The following is an 18,552-nucleotide window of genomic DNA, read 5'->3' on the forward strand; positions in this document are numbered from 1 at the left end:
CTGACGATTACAGCTCTTCAAGGCGGTCATTGAGGGCTTCAATACGGCGCAAGCGTGTTCGGGAGGCATCACCTGCTAATTCAATGGTGCGCATTACCACCAAGTGGCACAGCGCCATCACGGCGGTATGGTTAAATAATGGCCCGCTGGCAAGGGTATGACACCGGAAATGCCACGTGGCACTGGGTTCAGTCGTTAAACCTTCATCGGTAATGTACAGTAGCTTGGCACCACACTCTTTGGCATGTAACAGCAGCTGTTCCGTTAACGCTACGCGGCGGCGCAGCCCAAAGATAATGACGCAGTCGTCTTGCGTGAAGTTGACGAGTTGCTCTCCCAGCGTTTCGCCGCCACCTGGTAGGCTAGTAACGTGCTCTACCACTTGGGTTAGCTGCCAGCGCAAGTAGTCGGCAAAAGGGTGGCTGGCGCGAAAGCCGATCACCCATGTTTTGCGAGCGCGCAGAATTGTCTGAGCAACATCATCGATTTCGGCTTGGGTAATGGTGGTAAACGTTCGATCTAGGTTGGCTTTTCCCTGCTCTAGATTGCTGCTAAGTGAGTGCTCTTCTTCGTGCAGCTCAGTCGATGGCAGAAACAGCCTTGAGCCTGTGGTTTGTTCTTCCCGTGCGTGTTTGCGGGCGGCCTCATAGCTTTCATAGCCTAATCGCCTCACAAAGCGTGACACGGTTGCTTTGGACACCTTGGCAAAAGAAGCGAGCTCTTGCGCATCGTAACTGGCCAGCTCACCAGGAAAGTCGCAGACAAACTCACCCAAGCGCCGCTCTGCAGGGTGCAGTGTGGGCAGGGCGCTGCGCACACGATTTAAAAATGAGCGTTCTTTTGTATTCGGTGTCATGGCGTGTCCTGAAACCACAGTTTCATAAATAATGAAGTCTGTGACTGACATTATCCAAACCACCCACCTGGAAATGATTTGGAATGGAGCGATTCCCCCAAGTGAGCTGCTTAACGTTTACGCAACAATAAGCGTTTCGTTAGGGGGTTCGCTGTTGCTCCGTGAAACGCTGCATAATGGTGAGCGTTTCATCGCTGACGTGATGCTCCATACCTTCCGCATCGATGCGGGCCGTGCTGTCATCCACGCCTAACGCGCGAAGAAAGTGCAGCACAACATCGTGTCGTGCACGCGATGTTTGCGCCATCTTTTGACCCTCTTCTGTCAAAAAGAGCGAGCGATAGGGCTTGCTTGTCACTAAACCTAGCTCATTGAGGCGGCGAATCATTTTCGACACGGTGGCTTGGCTGACGGCCATGCGGTTGGCAATATCAGCCGCGCGGGCTTCGCCACGATGGCGAATGAGGTCGCCAATGAGTTCGACATAATCCTCAATTAGCTCTGTTTCATGGGCGTTGCGCACGGCTTCGTACTGCTGGGCGTGCTGTTCCACTGGCGGCAGTGCGTCACCGCTGTGCCCAGGTGGAGTAGGGGTGTGCCGCTGTTCGTGATCACTCATTGGCAAAGGTTATCAAAGTTAGTGGAAACGTTAATTGGCGATGGTAGCGCATTTTTCACGATAATTGTTAGCCAAGGCTAAACTGTTTGCACAATGCTTTTTTGTTGAGCTAAAGTTGTTACTAACACGAGCCTAGCATAGAGGAGAAATCCAGTGGCCAAACAGTACTTGCTAGCGGCAGTGGGCGCATCGTTAGTGTGGTGCGGCGTTGTGACCAGTGCGCAGGCAGATGAGTTGCAAAACCCACCTATCAATATTGCAGTGACGTTTTCTGTCCTCGGGGACTTAGTGAAGAAAGTGGCCGGGGACGATGCCAAAGTGACTGTGCTAACCCCGGTTAACGCAGAAGTGCATGAGTGGGAGCTGACACCGGATAATTTTGCGGCCCTTGAAGACGCGGATATTGTTTTTTATAACGGCTATCAGCTTGAGCAGTGGATGCGCCAAGTAGAGGCTACCGTGAGTGACAATGTGCCGATGGTCGCAGTGGCCGAGGCTTCAGGTTACCCAACGCAATCGATTGTGACGGGGGAAATGGAAGGCGATGTTGACCCCCATTTGTGGATGGATCCTCGTGCCGCTAGTGCTTATGTTCAAGCGATTGCCAATACATTAGAAGATCGTCTGCCGCATCAGGCAGATACCATTCAGCATCGGGCATCGGAGCTAGAGGCACAGTTGCATGACCTGTATGTTGAGCTGCAAGAAGCGCTGGAAGTGATCCCGCAAGAGCGTCGAGTGCTGCTGTCCAGTGAGGCTGCATTTCTCTATTTTGCCGATACCTATCGTTTTGAGCATGATGGTATTTGGGGCACAAACGCAGAAACAGAGGGTTCGCCCCGGCAGCTTATGCGCGTGATTGACCGTATTAATGAGCGTCAGCCTGCTGCCCTATTTTGGGAAAGTACGATCTCGGATCGTCATGTAACCAGTATTGCTCGTGATACAGGGCTGCCAGTTGCGGGGCCGTTGTATGTCGACTCTTTAAGTGAGCCTGACGGTGAGGCTGCCGACTATTTTGCCATGCAGCGCCACAACGTAGCGTTGTTGCGTCGTTATCTGGCGACTGAGTAACTATTTATGTCTTTGCCACTAACTCAATCGGCGGCTGCTATAGAAGTGAAGGGGGTCTATGCCGCGTATCAGCGACAGCCCGTGCTGGAGGATATTCACCTCTCGCTGCCTGCCGGTCGGTGGACGGCTATCGTGGGGCCTAATGGCGCTGGTAAATCCACGCTGTTTCATGTCTTAACGGGTAGCATGAGACCACTGCGTGGCCATGTGAACGCGTTTGGACAAGCCATTGAGCATCACCGCAAAGCAGGGCGCATTGCGTACATGGCACAGCGCGAAGCCATTGAGTGGGACTTTCCCATTTCCGTATGGGAAACCGTCATGAGTGCCCGCTATGGCCATATGCGCCAAGATGCCTGGTGGCGTCGATTACTGCCTGTGCGCTGGCACGAGCCGCGGCATCGTCAGGCAGTGGAGAAGGCGCTGGATGACGTCAATATGCTGGCATTTGCTGATCGGCCTATTGGTGCTCTCTCCGGTGGCCAAAAAAAGCGAGTGCTGTTGGCCAGAGCGCTGGCGCAAGAAGCCAGTATTCTATTGCTAGATGAACCGCTAGCGGGTGTTGACCCGCCCAGCGAGCAGCTGATCCTTGAGGTGCTTAAGCGTGAGCGCGAAGCAGGCAGAACCATTGTAATGGTGACCCACGATATGCCTGGAGCGCGGCGTTATGTGGATCATGTGGTGCTGATTAACCGGTTTATACGCGGTGAGGGCACTCCAGATGAAATGCTTAGCGATAGTAAACTTGCTGAGCTGGCGGTAAGCGCTATTGAGCAATCTGCTCATGACGTAACGCTTGCGGGCAATCCTGCGTTGGCAAGCAAATAATAGGCAACTTGCATGTTACAAACGTTAGACGCTTGGAGTAGCGCGCTGGTAGCCGGCTTAATAGCTGCTCTCATGGTGCTGGTTAACCTGTTACCCAATAGCATCTCAGACGCCTTTCAATACGCGTTTATGCAGCGTGCACTTCTCACATCGATGATGGTCGGTGCTATCTGTGGCATGCTCTCTTGCTACGTTGTATTAAAGCGTTGGTCACTATTGGGCGATGCCATTTCTCATGCTGTGCTACCGGGCGTGGCCATTGCCTACTTGCTGGGGCTACCTTTTTTTATAGGCGCTTTTGTGACGGGAGCTTTAACCTCCTTGGGCATTGGAGCCATTGAACGCCACACCCGGATTAAGTCGGATGCTGCGATGGGCATTATGTTTACCGGTGCGTTTGCGCTTGGCATCGTGCTCATTAGCAAAATTGCCTCCAGCACTCACTTAATGCATATTTTGTTTGGTAACGTGCTGGGAGTGCAGCAGTCTGCCCTGCTGCTGACCTTGGTGGCGAGCTTAGTAGCGATATTAGTTGTATGGCTGGCCTTCCGACCATTAATGCTATACGCCTTTGACCCCACACAAGCTCAGGCCCTAGGGTTTAATACAGGCGTGATTCACTACGGTTTAATCCTGCTACTTACGCTGACCATTGTGGCCAGTTTGGAAACCGTTGGCATTATTCTCGTGGTGGCCATGCTAATCACCCCTGGGGCAACTGCACATCTCCTTACCGACCGTTTTAAAACCATGCTGCTGATCTCTATTGGAGTGGGCATAGGGTCGGCGGTTATCGGCTTATGGCTATCGTTTGCCTTTGACGTTGCCTCAGGTGGCACCATTGTTCTTGTTGCCACCAGCTGTTTCTTTATGGCGCTGTTGTTTTCACCAAAACACGGAGTATTGATGCGTTTTTGGCGGCATCGTAAGTTAGGTAATGCTAATTAGCACCCCAGCCTGCTACGAGCTGTGGGTAATCGATAATGCCAATGACGTTATGCTGTATATCCACGACAGGTGCTAGAGAGAGACCGAACTGAGCAAACAGGCGAGCGCAATAGCGGATATTCATCTCTGGACGAACGCTAATAACAGGTTTGCTCATGATTTCGTAGAGGCTTACTCGGTCGGCAGCACGATTGGCAGCGAGCACTTTTTTTGCAATATCAGATGCTAAAACCAGGCCCAGCTCGTCATGTTCATTGCGCCTGTTAACAATGATGGCGCTGGCGTTGTGTTGCCCCATCAACTGAATGCCATCGGCAACGGTCATGAAACCATCGGCCGTTGCATAGCGTGAGTGCATGACATCGTTAGCCGTTCTTTCCGTGAGCGATTTGCTTGCCATTTTTAAGACCTCTTTAGTCGAGCGGTTGGTCAAACGCATCTTCGAGAGATTTCATTTGATGTGCCACGCCTACGGCGTCTTCAACATCAATTTGGAAAGCGATGCCTGTTCCCGAGGTCTCGTCGAATGCTCCTACTTTTGCAATCGCTTCAAGAATCGAACGGCTGATGTGCTCTTCTACTAAAAAGAGCAGCACATCTCGCTGCGCCGTTATGTCCATGCCGAAAATGCCCTTTGCCTTTTTTAAGCCTTCGCCACGTGCATTATTGATGACGGTGGCACCTGTCGCGCCAGCATCCCTAGCCGCCTGAAGTATCTGGTCGCTTAGCTCATCTTCCACCAACGCGACAATAAGTTTAAAGCGCATTTGTATCTCCTTGATGAGATTTCGTCGCTGACGTGCCTAAAAACGGCTCTTTTTGGGGTTTTCTGTTGCTTCGCCATTGGGCAATCTGGGCGTACCCCATCACCGTGATAATTGGAAATAAGCAGGCGAGCGCAATCATTCCAAAACCATCCATAAGCGCGCTACGCCCGGGTATCGAAGATGCTAATCCAAGACCTAACGCGGCAATAATAGGAACGGTAATCGTCGACGTGGTGACGCCGCCAGAGTCGAACGCAAGAGGAATAATCGACTTTGGTGAACGTAGGGTCTGGACGATGACTAAACAGTAGGCACCCAGCACAAACCACTGCAACGGTAGACCCATCACAATACGCCATGCACCTAAGGTGATCCCAAAGGCCATGCCGAGGGCAACGGCAAGGCGTAGGGTAAAGGGGTTGATGGTGCCGCCTGATATTTCCCCTGCTTTAATCGACACTGCGATCAGTGATGGTTCGGCAATAGTTGTGCTCGCGCCAATCGTAAATGCAAAAATATAGACCCAGTAGTAGTCACTCCAGTGACGATGAGCGCCCTCGGTAATGGCCGGTAGGAAATCGGGGCTCGTTAATTGGCTTGCCATCAATTCGCCCATGGGAAATAGGGCTTGCTCCAGTCCTAGCAAAAAGAATGAGAGCCCCACCCATACCATTAAAAAGCCAATAGCGACCTTCAGAAAATGCTTGATGGGCTTTCGAATAACGAGATATTGAAAGCCAAAAATAATCGCCACAATCGGAAAGATGTCGCGCAGTGTGTCCCAGAAAGTCGTCAGCATATTCATGATGTTCCCTCTGCGACTAGGCCAAGGCCAAAAATACCGAACAGCAGCACAAAAATAATGGGCATCACCGATGCAAAGGCAATCAAACCAAAGCCATCCAGCATCGGATTGCGGCCTTTAATGGCGGAGGCCAAGCCAACGCCCAGCGCTGTGACAAGAGGGACGGTAATGGTGGATGTCGTCACTCCGCCTGAATCGTAGGCAATGCCCACCAGCTCGGCTGGCGCTAGCAGCGTTAATAGCAAGACAATCACATAGCCACCAATAATCATTAAATGCAGCGGCCAGCCTTTAAAGATACGCAGTACGCCAACGACTACCGCGGTGCCTACCGAAAGCGCCACTATCATGCGGAGCGTAAACGCAAAAGATGTTTGAGCGAGGCTGCTATTTTCAATCAGGCCGCTTTCAGATACGACCACCCCTGCACGAGCCGCAACGGCAATGAGGGCCGGCTCAGCGACCGTAGAGCCAAACCCTAGCGCGAACGCAAACAGTAACAGCCAGGTAACAGAGCCTTTTTGGACAAAGGCGCGTGCTAGGCTTTCTCCTAATGGAAAAAGCCCAAGCTCAAGCCCCTTAATAAAAAGCGTTAAGCCTATCACCACAAATAACAGGCCTAAGGCCAAGTCGAGGAGTGCCAGCGTATCAGGGAGTGGCTGGCGTATGACGATAATCTGAAAAAAGCCTATGACCAGTACAACGGGTAGCAAGTCCCGTAAGCTGTTTTTAAGCTGTAGGGCGAGTGAGTGAATAACGTTCATTGACGCCCTTTTTTTAAGTGACTGATACGGTTAACGTTAGTCAGTTTACTGACTAACGCCAAGCCCTCATTTGATCTAGCGCAAGTGATGTGTGTTCTTTATTCAATCGCGTGTTCAACAGAGTCGGCTGCCAAACAGCAGTAGCGATGGATCTAGGGTTTGCCATCCCCACCAAGCGAGTAACGACAGGCTGCTGAACAGTAGCAGCCCAAGCGCTGTCCAGAGTGCGGTTGTTGAGCTCATGAGGCGACCTGCGGCGTATGGGGGCGTGCCAACGGCTTCTCGCTAATAAACCAGTGAAGCGCCGCGGCGATGACGGAGAGAATAATCGCAATTTGCCAAACAGTGTTGTAGTGGCCGGTAAGGTCGTATAAATACCCCCCTAGCCAGACGCCCATGAAAGAACCTAATTGATGGAAAAGGAACACAATTCCTCCCAGCATGGATAAATGGCGAACACCAAAGACTGATGCCACAATTCCATTGGTCAACGGAACGGTTGAGAGCCACAGTAACCCCATGGCAATACCAAATAAATAGGCGCTGGTAGTGGTCAATGGCAGCACAATAAAGGCGGTAATCACAACGCCGCGGATTAAGTACAGCCAGCTCAGCAAACGAGGCTTTGACCAAATGCCACCCATCCAGCCAGCGGTATAAGTACCCACGATATTGAAGAGTCCGACCAGCGCTAGAACCGTGGTGCCTACCTGCACGGCTAAGCCGTTATCGAACAGGTAGCCCGGTAAGTGAACGGCGATAAATACGACCTGAAAGCCACACACAAAAAAGCCCAGGCATAGCAGCCAAAACCCTTTTTGCCCGGCGGCTTCATTGAGTGCATCGCGTAGGCTTAAATCGCCTAATGCATTGGGCCTTGGGCGATCCTTTACCATGGCTCCCAATGGGATCATCAATGCCGCGATCATGCCCATGGCCAGCAGTGCAGACGACCAGCCCAACCACTCAATCAATCCTAGCGTGCCGGGCAGCATAGCAAATTGACCAAAAGAGCCCGCTGCACTGACGATACCCATGGCCATGCTGCGTTTTTCAGGTGCGACCGCACGGCCAACGGCTCCTAAAATGACTGAGAAAGTAGTGCCTGACAGTCCAAAGCCAATCAGCAGGCCAGCGCTTAGGGTCATGCCAAGTGAGCTGGTAGAAAGGCTCATCAAGCAAAGCCCAAGCACGTAAAGCGCACCGCCGACCACGATGATTTTGGCTGCCCCGAAACGGTCTGCTAGTGCCCCGGTAAAGGGTTGGGATAAGCCCCAGATTAGGTTTTGAACGGCTAGCGCGAAGGCAAAGACGCCGCGGCCCCAGCCAAAGTCACTGCTAATGGGCTCCAGAAACAGGCCAAAGCCATGGCGTAGACCCATGGCGGTTGAAATGACCAGGCTGGCGAGCACGATAAGTAGCAGCGTGTTGTGTCTTTGGAGTGCCATGTCACGTCTCTTATGGTTAGTTGATTAACGCGTTAACCAACTATCGCATGGCTTTGGTGGCTTTAGAAGCTTCCAAACAGCGTGCCGAGTGTAATCACGCTAATCAATGCGGCGATCGGCAGCACGATAGTGACCATCGCCACGTTGCCATAGGACTGACGGTGGGTAAGACCACAAATGGCTAGCAGAGTAATCACCGCGCCTGAGTGGGGCAGCGTGTCCATACCCCCGGCAGCCAGCGTTGCTACACGGTGCATGAGTTCCGGGCTAATACCCGCCTGCTGTGCCATCACAAGGTACTCACTGCCCAGGGTCTGGAGTGCAATCGAAAGACCGCCAGAAGAGGAGCCGGTGATGCCTGCTAATACACTCATTGCCAACGCTTCTGAGATCAGTGGGTTGCTCGGCGACACGTTGAGTACCGCATCGCGAATGATGGCAAACCCCGCAAGGCTTGCAATCACCGCGCCGTACCCGACCTCAGAGGCGGTATTGAAAATCGGCAATAGCGAGCCAAAGCACCCTTGGTTGATAGTGGCTTTTAAATCTTGCCAATGACGCCAGCGAGTAATAATTAACCATGCAGAGGCGCTGAGCAGTGAAATAAGAATCGCCCAAAGCCCTGTTTGACGGCTAGGCGTGACGTTTTCAAAAGCCTCGCTGATAAAACTCAGGTCCATTGCTGGAAAAACACCATAGGTAAACAGGGCGTTTAAGCCAATCACCATCACCAGCGGAATAAGCGCAATCGCAAGCGGCATGCTGGGTGCTGTAGCGGTATCACTGTTGGCGTCAGCTTCGCGTTCAGTATGGGCACCATAACCTTCCCCGTTAGCGGCCGCTTTTTTGACCCGTGACTGAAGATAGAAGGTGCCTAAACCCAACATAATCAAGCCAGCAATAATACCCAGACCCGGTGCAGCAAAGCTGTTGGTGCCAAAGTAAGGGATTGGAATTGCATTCTGAATAGCGGGGGTGCCGGGCAGCGCCGTCATGGTGAAAGTAAACGAGCCCAGCGCAATGGAGGCGGGGATTAAGCGCTTAGGAACGTTTGCCTGGCGAAACAGCTCGCGGCTAATAGGGTAGATCGCAAAGGCCACCACAAACAGTGAGACTCCTCCGTAAGTGAGGACTGCACACGCCATCACCACCGTGAGGACAACGTGATGAGTCCCCAGGCGTTTTACAATACCGTTTGAAATAGATTGAGCCGCGCCAGAGTCTGCCATTAGTTGCCCAAACAGAGCGCCCAGCAAAAAAAGCGGGAAGAACTGAATGACGTAATTCCCCAATGCACGCATGAAGGTGTCGGTATATATCGGTAGTAAGAAAGCGCCGTCTCCCGATAGTAATACTGCCAAAGCCGCCATCAAGGGAGCGAGTAGCAGTACCGAAATGCCCCGATAGGCAAGAAACATCAGCAGTAATAGAGATATAAGAATGGCGAGCATGCCCATACAGGCTCCTAAGCGTTTGTTAATTTAGCAAGCGGTAAGCTTAAGCAAAGGCCGGGATACTAGGCAGTATGTTGCAAAGCAGCAAGGGCATTGGGACTAAAGTCGTAACAGGGTCGCCACCCCACTTTAGCCTGATTAAGTGCGTTCTATCTGTTAGAATCCGCCACCTTCGGCGTTAATGACCTTCCAATAGCTCTGGGTATTTCCATGAATGCAGTAATTCTTGCAGTGCTCGTCATGGTGGCACTGTCGCTTCTTCGCGTGTCTGTTGTTTTCGCTCTGGTGGTTGGGGCGTTAGTTGGGGGGCTGGTTGGTGGCCTCTCTTTAGACGATACGCTCAGTGCGTTTAACGACGGTGTCGGTGGCGGTGCGCAGGTGGCGCTGGCGTATGCAACGTTAGGGGCATTTGCCGTTGCTATTTCCCGTTCTGGTTTGCCCGACATGCTGGCGAACCGATTGATCACCTTGCTGGGTAAAGAGGCAACCGCTGCCCACCAAGCCCGCGTGAAAATGTTGCTACTGGTGGCTGTATTGCTGGTGGCTATTTCCTCGCAGAACGCGATTCCAGTACATATCGCCTTTATTCCGGTTCTTATTCCGCCACTGTTAGCAGTGATGAATCGTTTACAGCTAGATCGCCGTGCGGTCGCCTGTGCACTGACGTTTGGGTTAACCGCTCCCTATATGCTGCTACCGGTAGGGTTTGGGGCTATCTTTTTGAACGATATTTTATTGGCAAACTTGAATAGCGCTGGGGCGTCACTAGGGCTAGAAATTACCCGTGGCATGGTGCCGATGGCCATGGCTATTCCAGTGGCGGGTATGGCTATTGGGCTTCTGGTGGCACTGCTGTTTAGCTATCGTGGCCAACGGACGTATGCCAGTAAAGCGGTCGCCGCACCGAACGGGCAGCCTGCGCATACGCCCGCGCAGCCGCATATGTTGGGGCTGATTATGTCAGGCGTTGCCATTGTCGCCGCGCTGGGCTTGCAGCTGTATACGGGCTCTATGATCGTGGGTGGCTTAGTCGGTATTGGTTTGCTTTCGCTAGGTGGGATTTTTAAGTGGCGCGAGGCGGATGATCTGTTCACTAGCGGCATGCGCATGATGGCGTTGATTGGTTTTATCATGATCTCTGCAGCAGGGTTTGCGGAGGTCATGAAAGCCACGGGTGATATTGAATCGTTGGTGGAGGGTGCCTTTGACCTGTTTGGCGATAACCGTGGCTTGGCCGCTCTGGTTATGCTGTTAGTGGGCCTGTTTATTACGTTAGGTATTGGCTCCTCGTTCTCCACCATTCCCATTATCGCCGCTATTTTTGTACCGTTGGCGGTGCAGTTTGGTTTCTCGCCCATGGCCACCGTCGTGCTGGTGGGTACCGCTGCGGCGTTAGGTGATGCGGGGTCTCCTGCCTCGGACTCCACTTTAGGGCCAACCTCAGGTTTGAACGTGGATGGTCAGCATGATCACATGTGGGACAGCGTGGTACCGACCTTCCTGCACTACAACATTCCGCTGATTGCGTTTGGCTGGCTGGCAGCCATGTCGCTTTAAGCGTCAGCGATATCCGCCGTGTTAGTAGCGGTGAGTAATGAAAAGGGCAGCGATGAGCTGCCCTTTTTTAATGCAATTTAGAGGGTAATATTACTACTGCTTAGGCAAGTGAGTTTCAAACGCACTTAGCAGGCCGCGTAACAGCGACAGTTCTTTTCGGCTGGGCTGTGCTCGGGCGAACAGCGCTTGCAGCTGCTCTTCTGTGCGCGCATGCGGCTGGGTCAGAAAGCCGCTTTGCTGCATGAGCCTTCCCAGATGCTCTTGGAAATGGCCGAACTGTTCCCGGCTGGGTGGCGTTGCTTCCAGCGGACGCTGATACTCGAAATGATTGGCATCGTGTTTACGCCAGGCGCGATGAACTTCATAGGCAAGAATTTGCACCGCTTGTGACAAGTTCAGAATGCCGTACTCGGGGTTAGCGGGAATGCTCACCTGATGGCTACAGCAACGAATTTCATCATTCGTAAGCCCAGACCGCTCTCGACCAAATACCATTGCCACTGGAGCGTGTGTGGCGTTTTCGATGACCTGTTGGGCCATCTCGTCAGGCTCGTCATAATGAGGTAGCGGCATGCTACGTAACCGGGCGCTTGCCCCGACGACTTGAACGCAGTCGCTCACCGCTTCTTCCAGCGTGCTTACACAGCGAGCGTTTTCCAGTACATCTGTGGCGCCAGCGGCTAAGCGAGTAGCGTCTTCATCGGGAAACGAGCGAGGGTTCACTAGTACAAGATCCGTTAATCCCATGGTCTTCATGGCACGCGCAGCGGCGCCGATATTGCCAGGGTGGAAGGTTTGCACCAGTACGATACGAATATTGGAAAGCACGGGAAGTAGCACCTAAAAGCTGCCAAATAAAGGCGGGGATGGTAGCACGCTTTCTACTGTTATAAGGGGCAATAACGCAAGAACCCCGCCGAAGCGGGGTTCTTAATGACGTTACAACGTCAGAGCGATAGGCTCATGGGTGCATTACATCATGCCGCCCATGCCACCCATTCCGCCCATGCCACCCATATCAGGGGCAGATTCTTTCTCTTCCGGGTCGTCAGCGATCATGCACTCAGTGGTGATCATCAGACCAGCAACAGAACCAGCGGACTGCAGGGCAGTACGGGTTACTTTCGCAGGGTCCAAAACGCCCATTTCAAACAGGTCGCCGTACTCACCTGTTTGCGCGTTGTAACCGAAGTTACCTTCGCCATCTTTTACGCGATTGATAACAACAGCGGCTTCTTCACCCGCGTTGGTAACGATCTGACGCAGCGGAGACTGCATGGCACGCAGTGCCATGTTGATACCGTGGTTCTGGTCTTCGTTATCACCCGTCAGGCCTTGTACTTTGGCCATGACGCGTACCAGGGCAGTACCGCCGCCAGGTACCACGCCTTCTTCTACGGCAGCGCGAGTTGAGTGCAGCGCATCTTCAACACGGGCTTTCTTCTCTTTCATTTCGACTTCAGTAGCTGCACCGACGCGGATAACGGCAACGCCGCCTGCCAGTTTGGCAACGCGCTCTTGCAGCTTCTCTTTGTCGTAGTCAGAAGAGGTGTCTTCGATTTGCGCACGGATTTGGTTAACGCGTGCTTCGATATCGCCTTCTGCACCAGCACCGTCGATGATGGTGGTGTTTTCTTTCGACATGGTCATGCGCTTGGCGGTACCCAGGTGATCCAGGTTCGCTTGCTCAAGCGTCAGGCCGACTTCTTCAGAAATCACCGTGCCGTTGGTCAGGATAGCGATATCCTGCAGCATGGCTTTACGACGATCGCCGAAACCAGGTGCTTTTGCAGCGGCTACTTTAACGATGCCGCGCATGTTGTTCACAACCAGCGTGGCCAGCGCTTCGCCTTCGATATCTTCAGCGATAATGGCCAGCGGCTTGCCTTGCTTGGCAACGGCTTCCAGCACCGGCAGCAGTTCGCGGATGTTAGAGATCTTCTTGTCGACGAGCAGGATGTAGGGGTCTTCCAGCTCAACCGTCATGGTGTCTTGGTTGGTCACGAAGTAGGGAGACAGGTAGCCGCGATCAAACTGCATACCTTCCACGACTTCCAGCTCATCTTCAAAGCCGCGACCTTCATCAACGGTAATGACGCCTTCTTTACCTACTTTTTCCATCGCTTCAGCGATGATCTCGCCAATGCGCTTGTCGCCGTTGGCAGAGATAGTACCTACCTGAGCAATGGATTTGGTATCGGTGCAGGGTACAGACATTGCCTGGATCTCTTTCACCGCAGCCGCGACCGCTTGGTCGATACCGCGCTTCAGATCCATCGGGTTCATGCCAGCTGTGACGCCTTTCAGGCCTTCCGCGACAATCGCTTGAGCCAGAACGGTAGCAGTGGTGGTACCGTCACCTGCAGCATCAGACGTCTTGGAAGCGACTTCTTTGACCATCTGAGCGCCCATGTTTTCGAACTTGTCTTTCAGTTCGATCTCTTTAGCGACAGAAACACCGTCTTTAGTAACGGTCGGCGCGCCAAAGGATTTGTCCAGCACTACGTTGCGGCCTTTCGGGCCCAGCGTGACTTTTACGGCGTTTGCCAGAATGTCGACGCCACGCGCCATACGTTTGCGAGCATCATCTGAAAACTTAACTTGCTTAGCTGCCATGTTCGTTACTTCCTAACGTTTGAAATAAAAATGTGAAAGTAATTAGCCGAGGCGGTTTAGCCTTCAACAACGGCCAGGATATCGGCTTCGCTCATGATCAGAACTTCTTCGCCGTTGATTTTTTGTTTCTCAACGCCGTAGCCGTCTTTGAAAATCACCGTATCGCCAACTTTAACGTCTAGCGGGCGTACGTCGCCGTTCTCGAGAATGCGGCCGTTACCAACCGCCAGGATTTCACCGCGCGTGGGTTTTTCCTGCGCATTACCCGGTAGCACGATGCCGCCAGCGGTTTTCTGCTCTTCTTCCACGCGACGGATCACGACGCGATCGTGCAAAGGACGGATATTCATGCTCACGTTCTCCTGAGTATCGTCAAGGCCCATAAGGGCAGTTAGCTAAATGTGATTTTCGTGGGCGTCTTGCCCGCGAAAAGTGAAGGTAAGTCACCTTCATGTTAATGGCGAAAGCTAAAGCCATCGCCGAACTTGTTTGCTGACTCAAAAGTGGGGGCTAGCCCCCGCCTTTCAAGGGGTATACATGAAAAAAATTACGCTCAGGTAGTTTTTCAGAGGTATTGGACCCTAGCGCCGACGAGGGTCATCATCACCACTAATAAACTCACCTTCGATGGGGCCGTCTTGGGATTGGGAGTGATGTTGCTGACTGCTCTGTTCCCAGTTTGAGGAGCCTCGTTGATAGGTGTTTTGCTTGACTGTTGCGGTCTTTAATCCTACCCAGGTGAGTGCTTTCATCAGCAGCTGGCGCGCATTAGGGATTAGGCACGCAATACCCAGCGCATCGGATAAAAAGCCTGGGGCGAGTAGCAGGGCACCGCCAAAAATGAGCGCTGCACCGGTAAGCAGTTCTTGAGAGGGAATTTCACCCATTTGCATGCGTTGGCGGGCGCGAGCAAACGTAGAAACCCCCTCTTTGCGAATGAGATGGAGTCCAATAAAGCCGGTACCAAGCACTAATATCAGTGTGGTGAGCAGGCCTATTTGGCTGCCGATTGAAAAAAGCAGCACAAAGTCCAGTAGAGTAAACAGCGATATAAAGAGAAGAATGGGCATGGCCAACTCCAAAACAGGCGTAATCGCTGAATATGGTGACAGAAATATAAAAAACAAGCAGTACGTAGTGGTGAGAGCGGCTTCGAGCGGCTCGATATTCTGAGATAGCTCCTCTATGCTGCAATGCACAACCATGACATAACCTGCAGACATCCGCCAAGTGTAATAGGCGACAGGTCTGCGTAAGGAGAGAGAGATGCAGGTAGATAAAAAAGTGGTGGCAATAACTGGCGGCGCACGAGGTCTTGGCTTTGCTATTGCTCAACGTTTAGGTAAGCAGGGCGCCCAGGTCGCTCTTCTGGATATGAGTGCGGAAGCGCTGGATAGCGCGGTATCGTCGCTGAGCGCAGAGGGTATTGCTGCCCAGGCATTTGTGGTGAACGTGGCTGATGAGCAGTCCGTTCAGCGTGCCTTTGCTGATATTGCTGAGCGTATGGGGCCTGTGAGTGGCTGTGTGAATAATGCAGGCATCACTGATGATGGGCTGCTGATTAAAGCCAAAGAGGGGGTTGTTGAAAAACGTATGACGCTTTCGTCTTGGCAGCGGGTGCTGGACGTAAATTTAACCGGCGTTTTTCTATGTGGTCGTGAGGCGGCAACGCAGATGGTGGAGGCTGGGCACGAGGGAGTCATCGTCAATATTTCCAGTATCTCTCGTGCGGGCAATATGGGGCAGAGTAACTACGCGGCTGCCAAGGCAGGTGTGCATGCGTTAACCGTGACCTGGGGGAAAGAGCTTGCGCGCTATGGCGTGCGTACCGGCACTGTGGCACCAGGGTTTATCGAGACGGAAATGACCGCGTCTATGCGCCCGGATATGTTAGAAAAAATTGCCGCAAGCGTGCCATTGAAGCAGTTGGGTGAGCCTGATCATATCGCCCAGAGCGTGGCCTTTATTTTTGAGAATGACTACTTCACCGCGCGGATTATCGAATGTGATGGTGGGCTGCGGCTTTAAAAAACGGCCGATGAGCATGAGCTATACTAGTGAATGCTCATCGGCGAGCAGCAGCGCAAACGCGTCAAAAATGGAAGTAGTCCCGCTGAATTTCCCGCTGGAAGTACATCTCCAAACGCAACGTCATTGCCCAGCGTGGGTCGTAGCTATCTTCACGTTGGAAATGCAGCTCAGGGATAACATCACCAAACAGAATGCCTTTATGAATATCTCGGCGGTAACGTGTCTGCAGGTAGTAATTGGTCATACGAGGGTTAGAAGCGCTTTCCCCAATGGCAATGGCCGAGTAGCGCAGGGCGCTGCGGTTATTCAAGCGCTGATTGAGCTGAGCGACTTCACTGTACTCAAGCGTATCTTCTTCTTCACGCCACTGCACGTTGGTTATAAAGCGTAGATGACGGTTGGCGGACAGTGGGCGACCCACGTCCCAGGTGGTGCGGGCTGAGTAACCTTCATTGTTGAACCAGGAGACTCGGTTGAAGGACTCAAGCTGCCAGGGCCCATCGCCTAAATCCCATAGCCGCTCACTGGTAAATCGGACATAGGGGTCGAGCGGCATACGTAGGCGAATACCAGCCCCGATTCGATTGCTCCAGTTTTCGCGTTTATCACGGCTTTCAAGCCAATCTAGGCCAAACGTGGAAGTGCTGCGGTCGCGCTGGTCGTTATAGAGACGGCCAGAGCCTTGATCGGCCAGCGTCCCTTGAGACTCTTCGGGATCGCTTTCGATGACGAGGCGCAGGCGCTCTTCTGTGGTGGGCAAGTCGATGCGGTAACGTAGGCTGATATCGCCGCTGGTGCCGTCGCCTTCCATCCAGTCAATTTCCTGGCCCAAGCGCAGGTAAGACTCGTTATTAACGGTAGCAGATTGGTCACCACCAAAAAAAGAATCGATATTGCGCGATGTATTGTCGACCCAGTTGCCGATGCGTGCGCGAAACGGCTCAACTCGCTCCTCGGCCCAGTCGGGCAAGTCGCTATCTTCCTCGGCAGCGTGGCTGTAGCACGAGAGTGTGGTAAGCGCGCCAAGGCAAATAAACGCAATGACTGGTTTCATAGGTCCGTCCCCAAATTTTAATGATGCACGCGTCATTATTGTGCTTTATGCATTTCGATATTTTTCGCCCACTGCAGAACCCGTTTGCGATCTTGGCGACTGTTCATGCGCTCAGTGTCAACTTTTAGCGGCATGAGCTGATGAAGTGGTTCAGCCTTTAGGTCAAGCGAGAAACAGCGTGATGCTCCCACGGGCATATCTTCTGAGCCATAAATAGCGATCACGCGTATTTCTAGCTTAAGCGTTTGCTGGCTTAATAATTGATTATCGAGTTGCCAGTGGCGCGTAAGCTGCTTGACGATGGAGCCAAAAGACTGGATGTGGAGATAATCACCGGACGCTAAGGGCCCTTGATGAGTGCGATAGCAGGCTTCATCGTCGTCACCGCTCTGCTGCTGGTACTCCACGACATCCAGTTCATAAATACCATCACCCGTATGCAGTACGGCTACCAAGTGCTGGATATAGATCGCTTCACTGCTCATATTGCTGATTAAGCACAGTGCGTCCGTACCAATGCCTTTGCCGCGATTCACAATGATGCGAGGGCGGCGTTGACGAACATAGCCGTTATAGAGCAGTTGCGCATAAAAGACCCACACAAACAGCGTAAAAACGCTGGTGACTGCTGAAATTGCCTGAGCATTGTCGTTGAGCCATTGCATAAGTTGAGATCCTTCTCAAATTAAACGGCGTGGGTAGGCCGCTAACGTAGCGTAAAAAATGGCGCTCGTCAGCCAGTTAGGGTGATTTGAAGGAATTCAAAAACAAAAAAATTCGGTTAGCTAAAAGCTACCGAATTATTTGAAGTGATACACTTTAAATTGGTGCGGATGGGGAGACTCGAACTCCCACACCTTACGGCACTAGAACCTAAATCTAGCGTGTCTACCAATTCCACCACATCCGCAGAAGACGAGACGTATATTATCAATATCTGCGGTAATGTCAATATGAAAGCAGTATTCTTTTGAAATTCGCAGGGATAGAGAGCGTTAGCTATGCACAAATGGACGCAAGCAGTGAGCCAGTGGTTCAAACAGGGATTGCCAGGCTACTGTGCGTTCTGTCTCACTGCACGTGCTTTTCATGCGGGTTGGTGCGATGAGTGTTTTGCCCAACTGCCGTGGAATCACCGCCGCTGTGAGCAGTGTGCAGAGCCGTTGGTAGGCCAGGCCGGTCAGCGGTGTGGCCATTGCTTAGTCGAGCCTCCCAGCTTTACTGCCACGACGGCAGCGCTTTGCTACCAAGGCCCCGTCACTTCTTTGGTACATGATTTTAAGTTTCACGGTTCGCCCCGAGCGGGAATGTTGTTGGTTGAGTTGATGTTATCTCGCCGCCCCGCTCAAGTGGGAGACGCTTTGTTAGCCGTGCCCATGTACCCTGCGCGGGCCAAGGCGCGTGGATTTAACCAAGCGCAGTGGTTGGCCGAACGCTTGGGAGAACGCATCCATAAACCATTGTTGCAGGCGCGCTGTGTGAAGCATTTGCCCTCTCAGCGTGCTTTGAACCGCCGTGAGCGCCAGCAAAACTTGCTTGGTGCATTCACAGTGAAGAGCCCGGTGCCAGCCCACGTAACGATTATTGATGATGTGGTCACCACGGGAGCCACGGGGCATGCGCTAGCCAGTGTGTTGTTGGTTAACGGCGCACAGCGAGTGGACATCTGGGCAGCTGCCCGTACACCGCTTCAGAAGAGTTGATAAACTGGGCGGCTCATCTAAGGAGTCA

At 52.6% G+C, this 18,552-nt stretch carries 21 protein-coding genes and 1 tRNA gene; 6 read left to right on the forward strand and 16 right to left on the reverse strand.

The features are described 5' to 3' along the window. Window positions 1-7: 7 nt before the first annotated feature. Entirely contained in the window at window positions 8-856 is an 849-nt protein-coding gene (locus IEW65_RS05925; RefSeq protein WP_188638564.1) for a MurR/RpiR family transcriptional regulator, read from the reverse strand. A 139-nt stretch (window positions 857-995) separates the two neighbouring features. Beyond that, window positions 996-1,475: a manganese-binding transcriptional regulator MntR gene (gene mntR / locus IEW65_RS05930; protein WP_188638565.1), complete on the reverse strand. Its 480-nt coding sequence runs from the start codon at window positions 1,473-1,475 to the stop codon at window positions 996-998. Window positions 1,476-1,628: 153 nt separating this feature from the next. On the opposite strand from mntR, the gene IEW65_RS05935 reads away from it, so the two are divergent. The 3 genes from IEW65_RS05935 to IEW65_RS05945 are packed head-to-tail and all read left to right on the forward strand — an operon-like array spanning window position 1,629 to window position 4,325. Beyond that, on the forward strand, window positions 1,629-2,549 hold the full coding sequence (locus IEW65_RS05935; RefSeq protein WP_188638566.1) for a metal ABC transporter substrate-binding protein: 921 nt from the start codon (window positions 1,629-1,631) through the stop codon (window positions 2,547-2,549). Between the two features lie 6 nt (window positions 2,550-2,555). Beyond that, complete coding sequence (locus tag IEW65_RS05940) at window positions 2,556-3,377, forward strand: metal ABC transporter ATP-binding protein (protein WP_188638567.1); 822 nt, start codon at window positions 2,556-2,558, stop codon at window positions 3,375-3,377. Between the two features lie 12 nt (window positions 3,378-3,389). After that, window positions 3,390-4,325, forward strand: coding sequence for a metal ABC transporter permease (locus IEW65_RS05945; protein WP_188638568.1), 936 nt, complete (start codon window positions 3,390-3,392; stop codon window positions 4,323-4,325). Here IEW65_RS05945 and IEW65_RS05950 read toward each other — a convergent pair. The 7 genes from IEW65_RS05950 to IEW65_RS05975 all read right to left on the reverse strand — a co-directional run bounded on the left by IEW65_RS05950 (window position 4,318) and on the right by IEW65_RS05975 (window position 9,566). Continuing rightward, window positions 4,318-4,764, reverse strand: coding sequence for a CBS domain-containing protein (locus IEW65_RS05950; protein WP_229755486.1), 447 nt, complete (start codon window positions 4,762-4,764; stop codon window positions 4,318-4,320). The genes IEW65_RS05945 and IEW65_RS05950 overlap by 8 nt on opposite strands. Beyond that, window positions 4,739-5,092, reverse strand: a complete 354-nt coding sequence (locus IEW65_RS05955; protein WP_188638569.1) for a P-II family nitrogen regulator — start codon at window positions 5,090-5,092, stop codon at window positions 4,739-4,741. The genes IEW65_RS05950 and IEW65_RS05955 overlap by 26 nt, the downstream gene beginning before the upstream one ends. Further along, window positions 5,082-5,897: a Na,Li,K/H(+) antiporter subunit UmpB gene (gene umpB / locus IEW65_RS05960; protein WP_188638570.1), complete on the reverse strand. Its 816-nt coding sequence runs from the start codon at window positions 5,895-5,897 to the stop codon at window positions 5,082-5,084. The genes IEW65_RS05955 and umpB overlap by 11 nt, the downstream gene beginning before the upstream one ends. Next, window positions 5,894-6,661 carry a DUF1538 domain-containing protein gene (locus IEW65_RS05965; protein WP_188638571.1) on the reverse strand — a complete coding sequence of 256 codons (768 nt, stop codon included), beginning with the start codon at window positions 6,659-6,661 and terminating at the stop codon, window positions 5,894-5,896. Before IEW65_RS05965 ends, umpB begins: the two co-directional genes overlap by 4 nt. Before the next feature lie 114 nt (window positions 6,662-6,775). Further along, complete coding sequence (locus IEW65_RS17155; protein ID WP_268234705.1) at window positions 6,776-6,904, reverse strand: hypothetical protein; 129 nt, start codon at window positions 6,902-6,904, stop codon at window positions 6,776-6,778. Further along, complete coding sequence (locus tag IEW65_RS05970; protein ID WP_188638572.1) at window positions 6,901-8,109, reverse strand: MFS transporter; 1,209 nt, start codon at window positions 8,107-8,109, stop codon at window positions 6,901-6,903. The genes IEW65_RS17155 and IEW65_RS05970 overlap by 4 nt, the downstream gene beginning before the upstream one ends. A 62-nt stretch (window positions 8,110-8,171) precedes the next feature. Next, window positions 8,172-9,566 carry a GntP family permease gene (locus IEW65_RS05975; RefSeq protein WP_188638573.1) on the reverse strand — a complete coding sequence of 465 codons (1,395 nt, stop codon included), beginning with the start codon at window positions 9,564-9,566 and terminating at the stop codon, window positions 8,172-8,174. Between the two features lie 207 nt (window positions 9,567-9,773). Between IEW65_RS05975 and IEW65_RS05980 the strand changes: the two genes are divergently transcribed. After that, window positions 9,774-11,120 (forward strand): Na+/H+ antiporter family protein, encoded by a 1,347-nt coding sequence (locus tag IEW65_RS05980; RefSeq protein WP_188638574.1) that lies wholly within the window; start codon window positions 9,774-9,776, stop codon window positions 11,118-11,120. Window positions 11,121-11,213: 93 nt separating this feature from the next. On the opposite strand, the gene IEW65_RS05985 is transcribed toward IEW65_RS05980, so the two are convergent. The 4 genes from IEW65_RS05985 to IEW65_RS06000 form a co-directional block, all read right to left on the reverse strand. Then, window positions 11,214-11,948 (reverse strand): RNA methyltransferase, encoded by a 735-nt coding sequence (locus IEW65_RS05985; protein WP_188638575.1) that lies wholly within the window; start codon window positions 11,946-11,948, stop codon window positions 11,214-11,216. 144 nt (window positions 11,949-12,092) lie between these two features. Then, window positions 12,093-13,736: a chaperonin GroEL gene (gene groL / locus IEW65_RS05990; protein WP_188638576.1), complete on the reverse strand. Its 1,644-nt coding sequence runs from the start codon at window positions 13,734-13,736 to the stop codon at window positions 12,093-12,095. Window positions 13,737-13,792: 56 nt separating this feature from the next. Beyond that, window positions 13,793-14,086 (reverse strand): co-chaperone GroES, encoded by a 294-nt coding sequence (locus tag IEW65_RS05995; RefSeq protein ID WP_188638577.1) that lies wholly within the window; start codon window positions 14,084-14,086, stop codon window positions 13,793-13,795. A gap of 231 nt (window positions 14,087-14,317) precedes the next feature. Beyond that, window positions 14,318-14,806 (reverse strand): FxsA family protein, encoded by a 489-nt coding sequence (locus tag IEW65_RS06000; RefSeq protein ID WP_188638578.1) that lies wholly within the window; start codon window positions 14,804-14,806, stop codon window positions 14,318-14,320. A 196-nt stretch (window positions 14,807-15,002) separates the two neighbouring features. On the opposite strand from IEW65_RS06000, the gene IEW65_RS06005 reads away from it, so the two are divergent. Further along, complete coding sequence (locus IEW65_RS06005) at window positions 15,003-15,764, forward strand: SDR family oxidoreductase (protein ID WP_188638579.1); 762 nt, start codon at window positions 15,003-15,005, stop codon at window positions 15,762-15,764. 64 nt (window positions 15,765-15,828) lie between these two features. Here IEW65_RS06005 and IEW65_RS06010 read toward each other — a convergent pair whose 3' ends face one another. The 3 genes from IEW65_RS06010 to IEW65_RS06020 all read right to left on the reverse strand — a co-directional run bounded on the left by IEW65_RS06010 (window position 15,829) and on the right by IEW65_RS06020 (window position 17,731). Beyond that, window positions 15,829-16,821: a hypothetical protein gene (locus IEW65_RS06010; protein WP_188638580.1), complete on the reverse strand. Its 993-nt coding sequence runs from the start codon at window positions 16,819-16,821 to the stop codon at window positions 15,829-15,831. 35 nt (window positions 16,822-16,856) lie between these two features. Further along, window positions 16,857-17,486 carry a hypothetical protein gene (locus IEW65_RS06015; protein ID WP_188638581.1) on the reverse strand — a complete coding sequence of 210 codons (630 nt, stop codon included), beginning with the start codon at window positions 17,484-17,486 and terminating at the stop codon, window positions 16,857-16,859. 160 nt (window positions 17,487-17,646) lie between these two features. After that, window positions 17,647-17,731, reverse strand: a tRNA-Leu gene (locus tag IEW65_RS06020). A gap of 91 nt (window positions 17,732-17,822) precedes the next feature. On the opposite strand from IEW65_RS06020, the gene IEW65_RS06025 reads away from it, so the two are divergent. Next, window positions 17,823-18,524 carry a ComF family protein gene (locus tag IEW65_RS06025; RefSeq protein WP_188638582.1) on the forward strand — a complete coding sequence of 234 codons (702 nt, stop codon included), beginning with the start codon at window positions 17,823-17,825 and terminating at the stop codon, window positions 18,522-18,524. Window positions 18,525-18,552: the final 28 nt, after the last annotated feature.

This window comes from Vreelandella lutescens, assembly GCF_014640815.1.
Taxonomy (GTDB): Bacteria; Pseudomonadota; Gammaproteobacteria; order Pseudomonadales; family Halomonadaceae; genus Vreelandella; species Vreelandella lutescens.

Excerpts from the sequence above, each read along its gene's own strand:
- IEW65_RS05925 (WP_188638564.1), bottom strand. The coding sequence starts at position 856 with ATGACACCGAATACAAAAGAACGCTCATTTTTAAATCGTGTGCGCAGC.
- IEW65_RS05970 (WP_188638572.1), bottom strand. The coding sequence starts at position 8,109 with ATGGCACTCCAAAGACACAACACGCTGCTACTTATCGTGCTCGCCAGC.
- IEW65_RS05965 (WP_188638571.1), bottom strand. The coding sequence starts at position 6,661 with ATGAACGTTATTCACTCACTCGCCCTACAGCTTAAAAACAGCTTACGG.
- IEW65_RS06005 (WP_188638579.1), top strand. The coding sequence starts at position 15,003 with ATGCAGGTAGATAAAAAAGTGGTGGCAATAACTGGCGGCGCACGAGGT.
- IEW65_RS05945 (WP_188638568.1), top strand. The coding sequence starts at position 3,390 with ATGTTACAAACGTTAGACGCTTGGAGTAGCGCGCTGGTAGCCGGCTTA.
- IEW65_RS05955 (WP_188638569.1), bottom strand. The coding sequence starts at position 5,092 with ATGCGCTTTAAACTTATTGTCGCGTTGGTGGAAGATGAGCTAAGCGAC.
- IEW65_RS05995 (WP_188638577.1), bottom strand. The coding sequence starts at position 14,086 with ATGAATATCCGTCCTTTGCACGATCGCGTCGTGATCCGTCGCGTGGAA.
- IEW65_RS05940 (WP_188638567.1), top strand. The coding sequence starts at position 2,556 with ATGTCTTTGCCACTAACTCAATCGGCGGCTGCTATAGAAGTGAAGGGG.
- IEW65_RS05975 (WP_188638573.1), bottom strand. The coding sequence starts at position 9,566 with ATGGGCATGCTCGCCATTCTTATATCTCTATTACTGCTGATGTTTCTT.
- IEW65_RS06000 (WP_188638578.1), bottom strand. The coding sequence starts at position 14,806 with ATGCCCATTCTTCTCTTTATATCGCTGTTTACTCTACTGGACTTTGTG.
- umpB (WP_188638570.1), bottom strand. The coding sequence starts at position 5,897 with ATGAATATGCTGACGACTTTCTGGGACACACTGCGCGACATCTTTCCG.
- mntR (WP_188638565.1), bottom strand. The coding sequence starts at position 1,475 with ATGAGTGATCACGAACAGCGGCACACCCCTACTCCACCTGGGCACAGC.
- IEW65_RS06025 (WP_188638582.1), top strand. The coding sequence starts at position 17,823 with ATGCACAAATGGACGCAAGCAGTGAGCCAGTGGTTCAAACAGGGATTG.
- IEW65_RS05980 (WP_188638574.1), top strand. The coding sequence starts at position 9,774 with ATGAATGCAGTAATTCTTGCAGTGCTCGTCATGGTGGCACTGTCGCTT.
- IEW65_RS06015 (WP_188638581.1), bottom strand. The coding sequence starts at position 17,486 with ATGCAATGGCTCAACGACAATGCTCAGGCAATTTCAGCAGTCACCAGC.
- IEW65_RS17155 (WP_268234705.1), bottom strand. The coding sequence starts at position 6,904 with ATGAGCTCAACAACCGCACTCTGGACAGCGCTTGGGCTGCTACTGTTC.
- IEW65_RS06010 (WP_188638580.1), bottom strand. The coding sequence starts at position 16,821 with ATGAAACCAGTCATTGCGTTTATTTGCCTTGGCGCGCTTACCACACTC.
- groL (WP_188638576.1), bottom strand. The coding sequence starts at position 13,736 with ATGGCAGCTAAGCAAGTTAAGTTTTCAGATGATGCTCGCAAACGTATG.
- IEW65_RS05950 (WP_229755486.1), bottom strand. The coding sequence starts at position 4,764 with ATGCGTTTGACCAACCGCTCGACTAAAGAGGTCTTAAAAATGGCAAGC.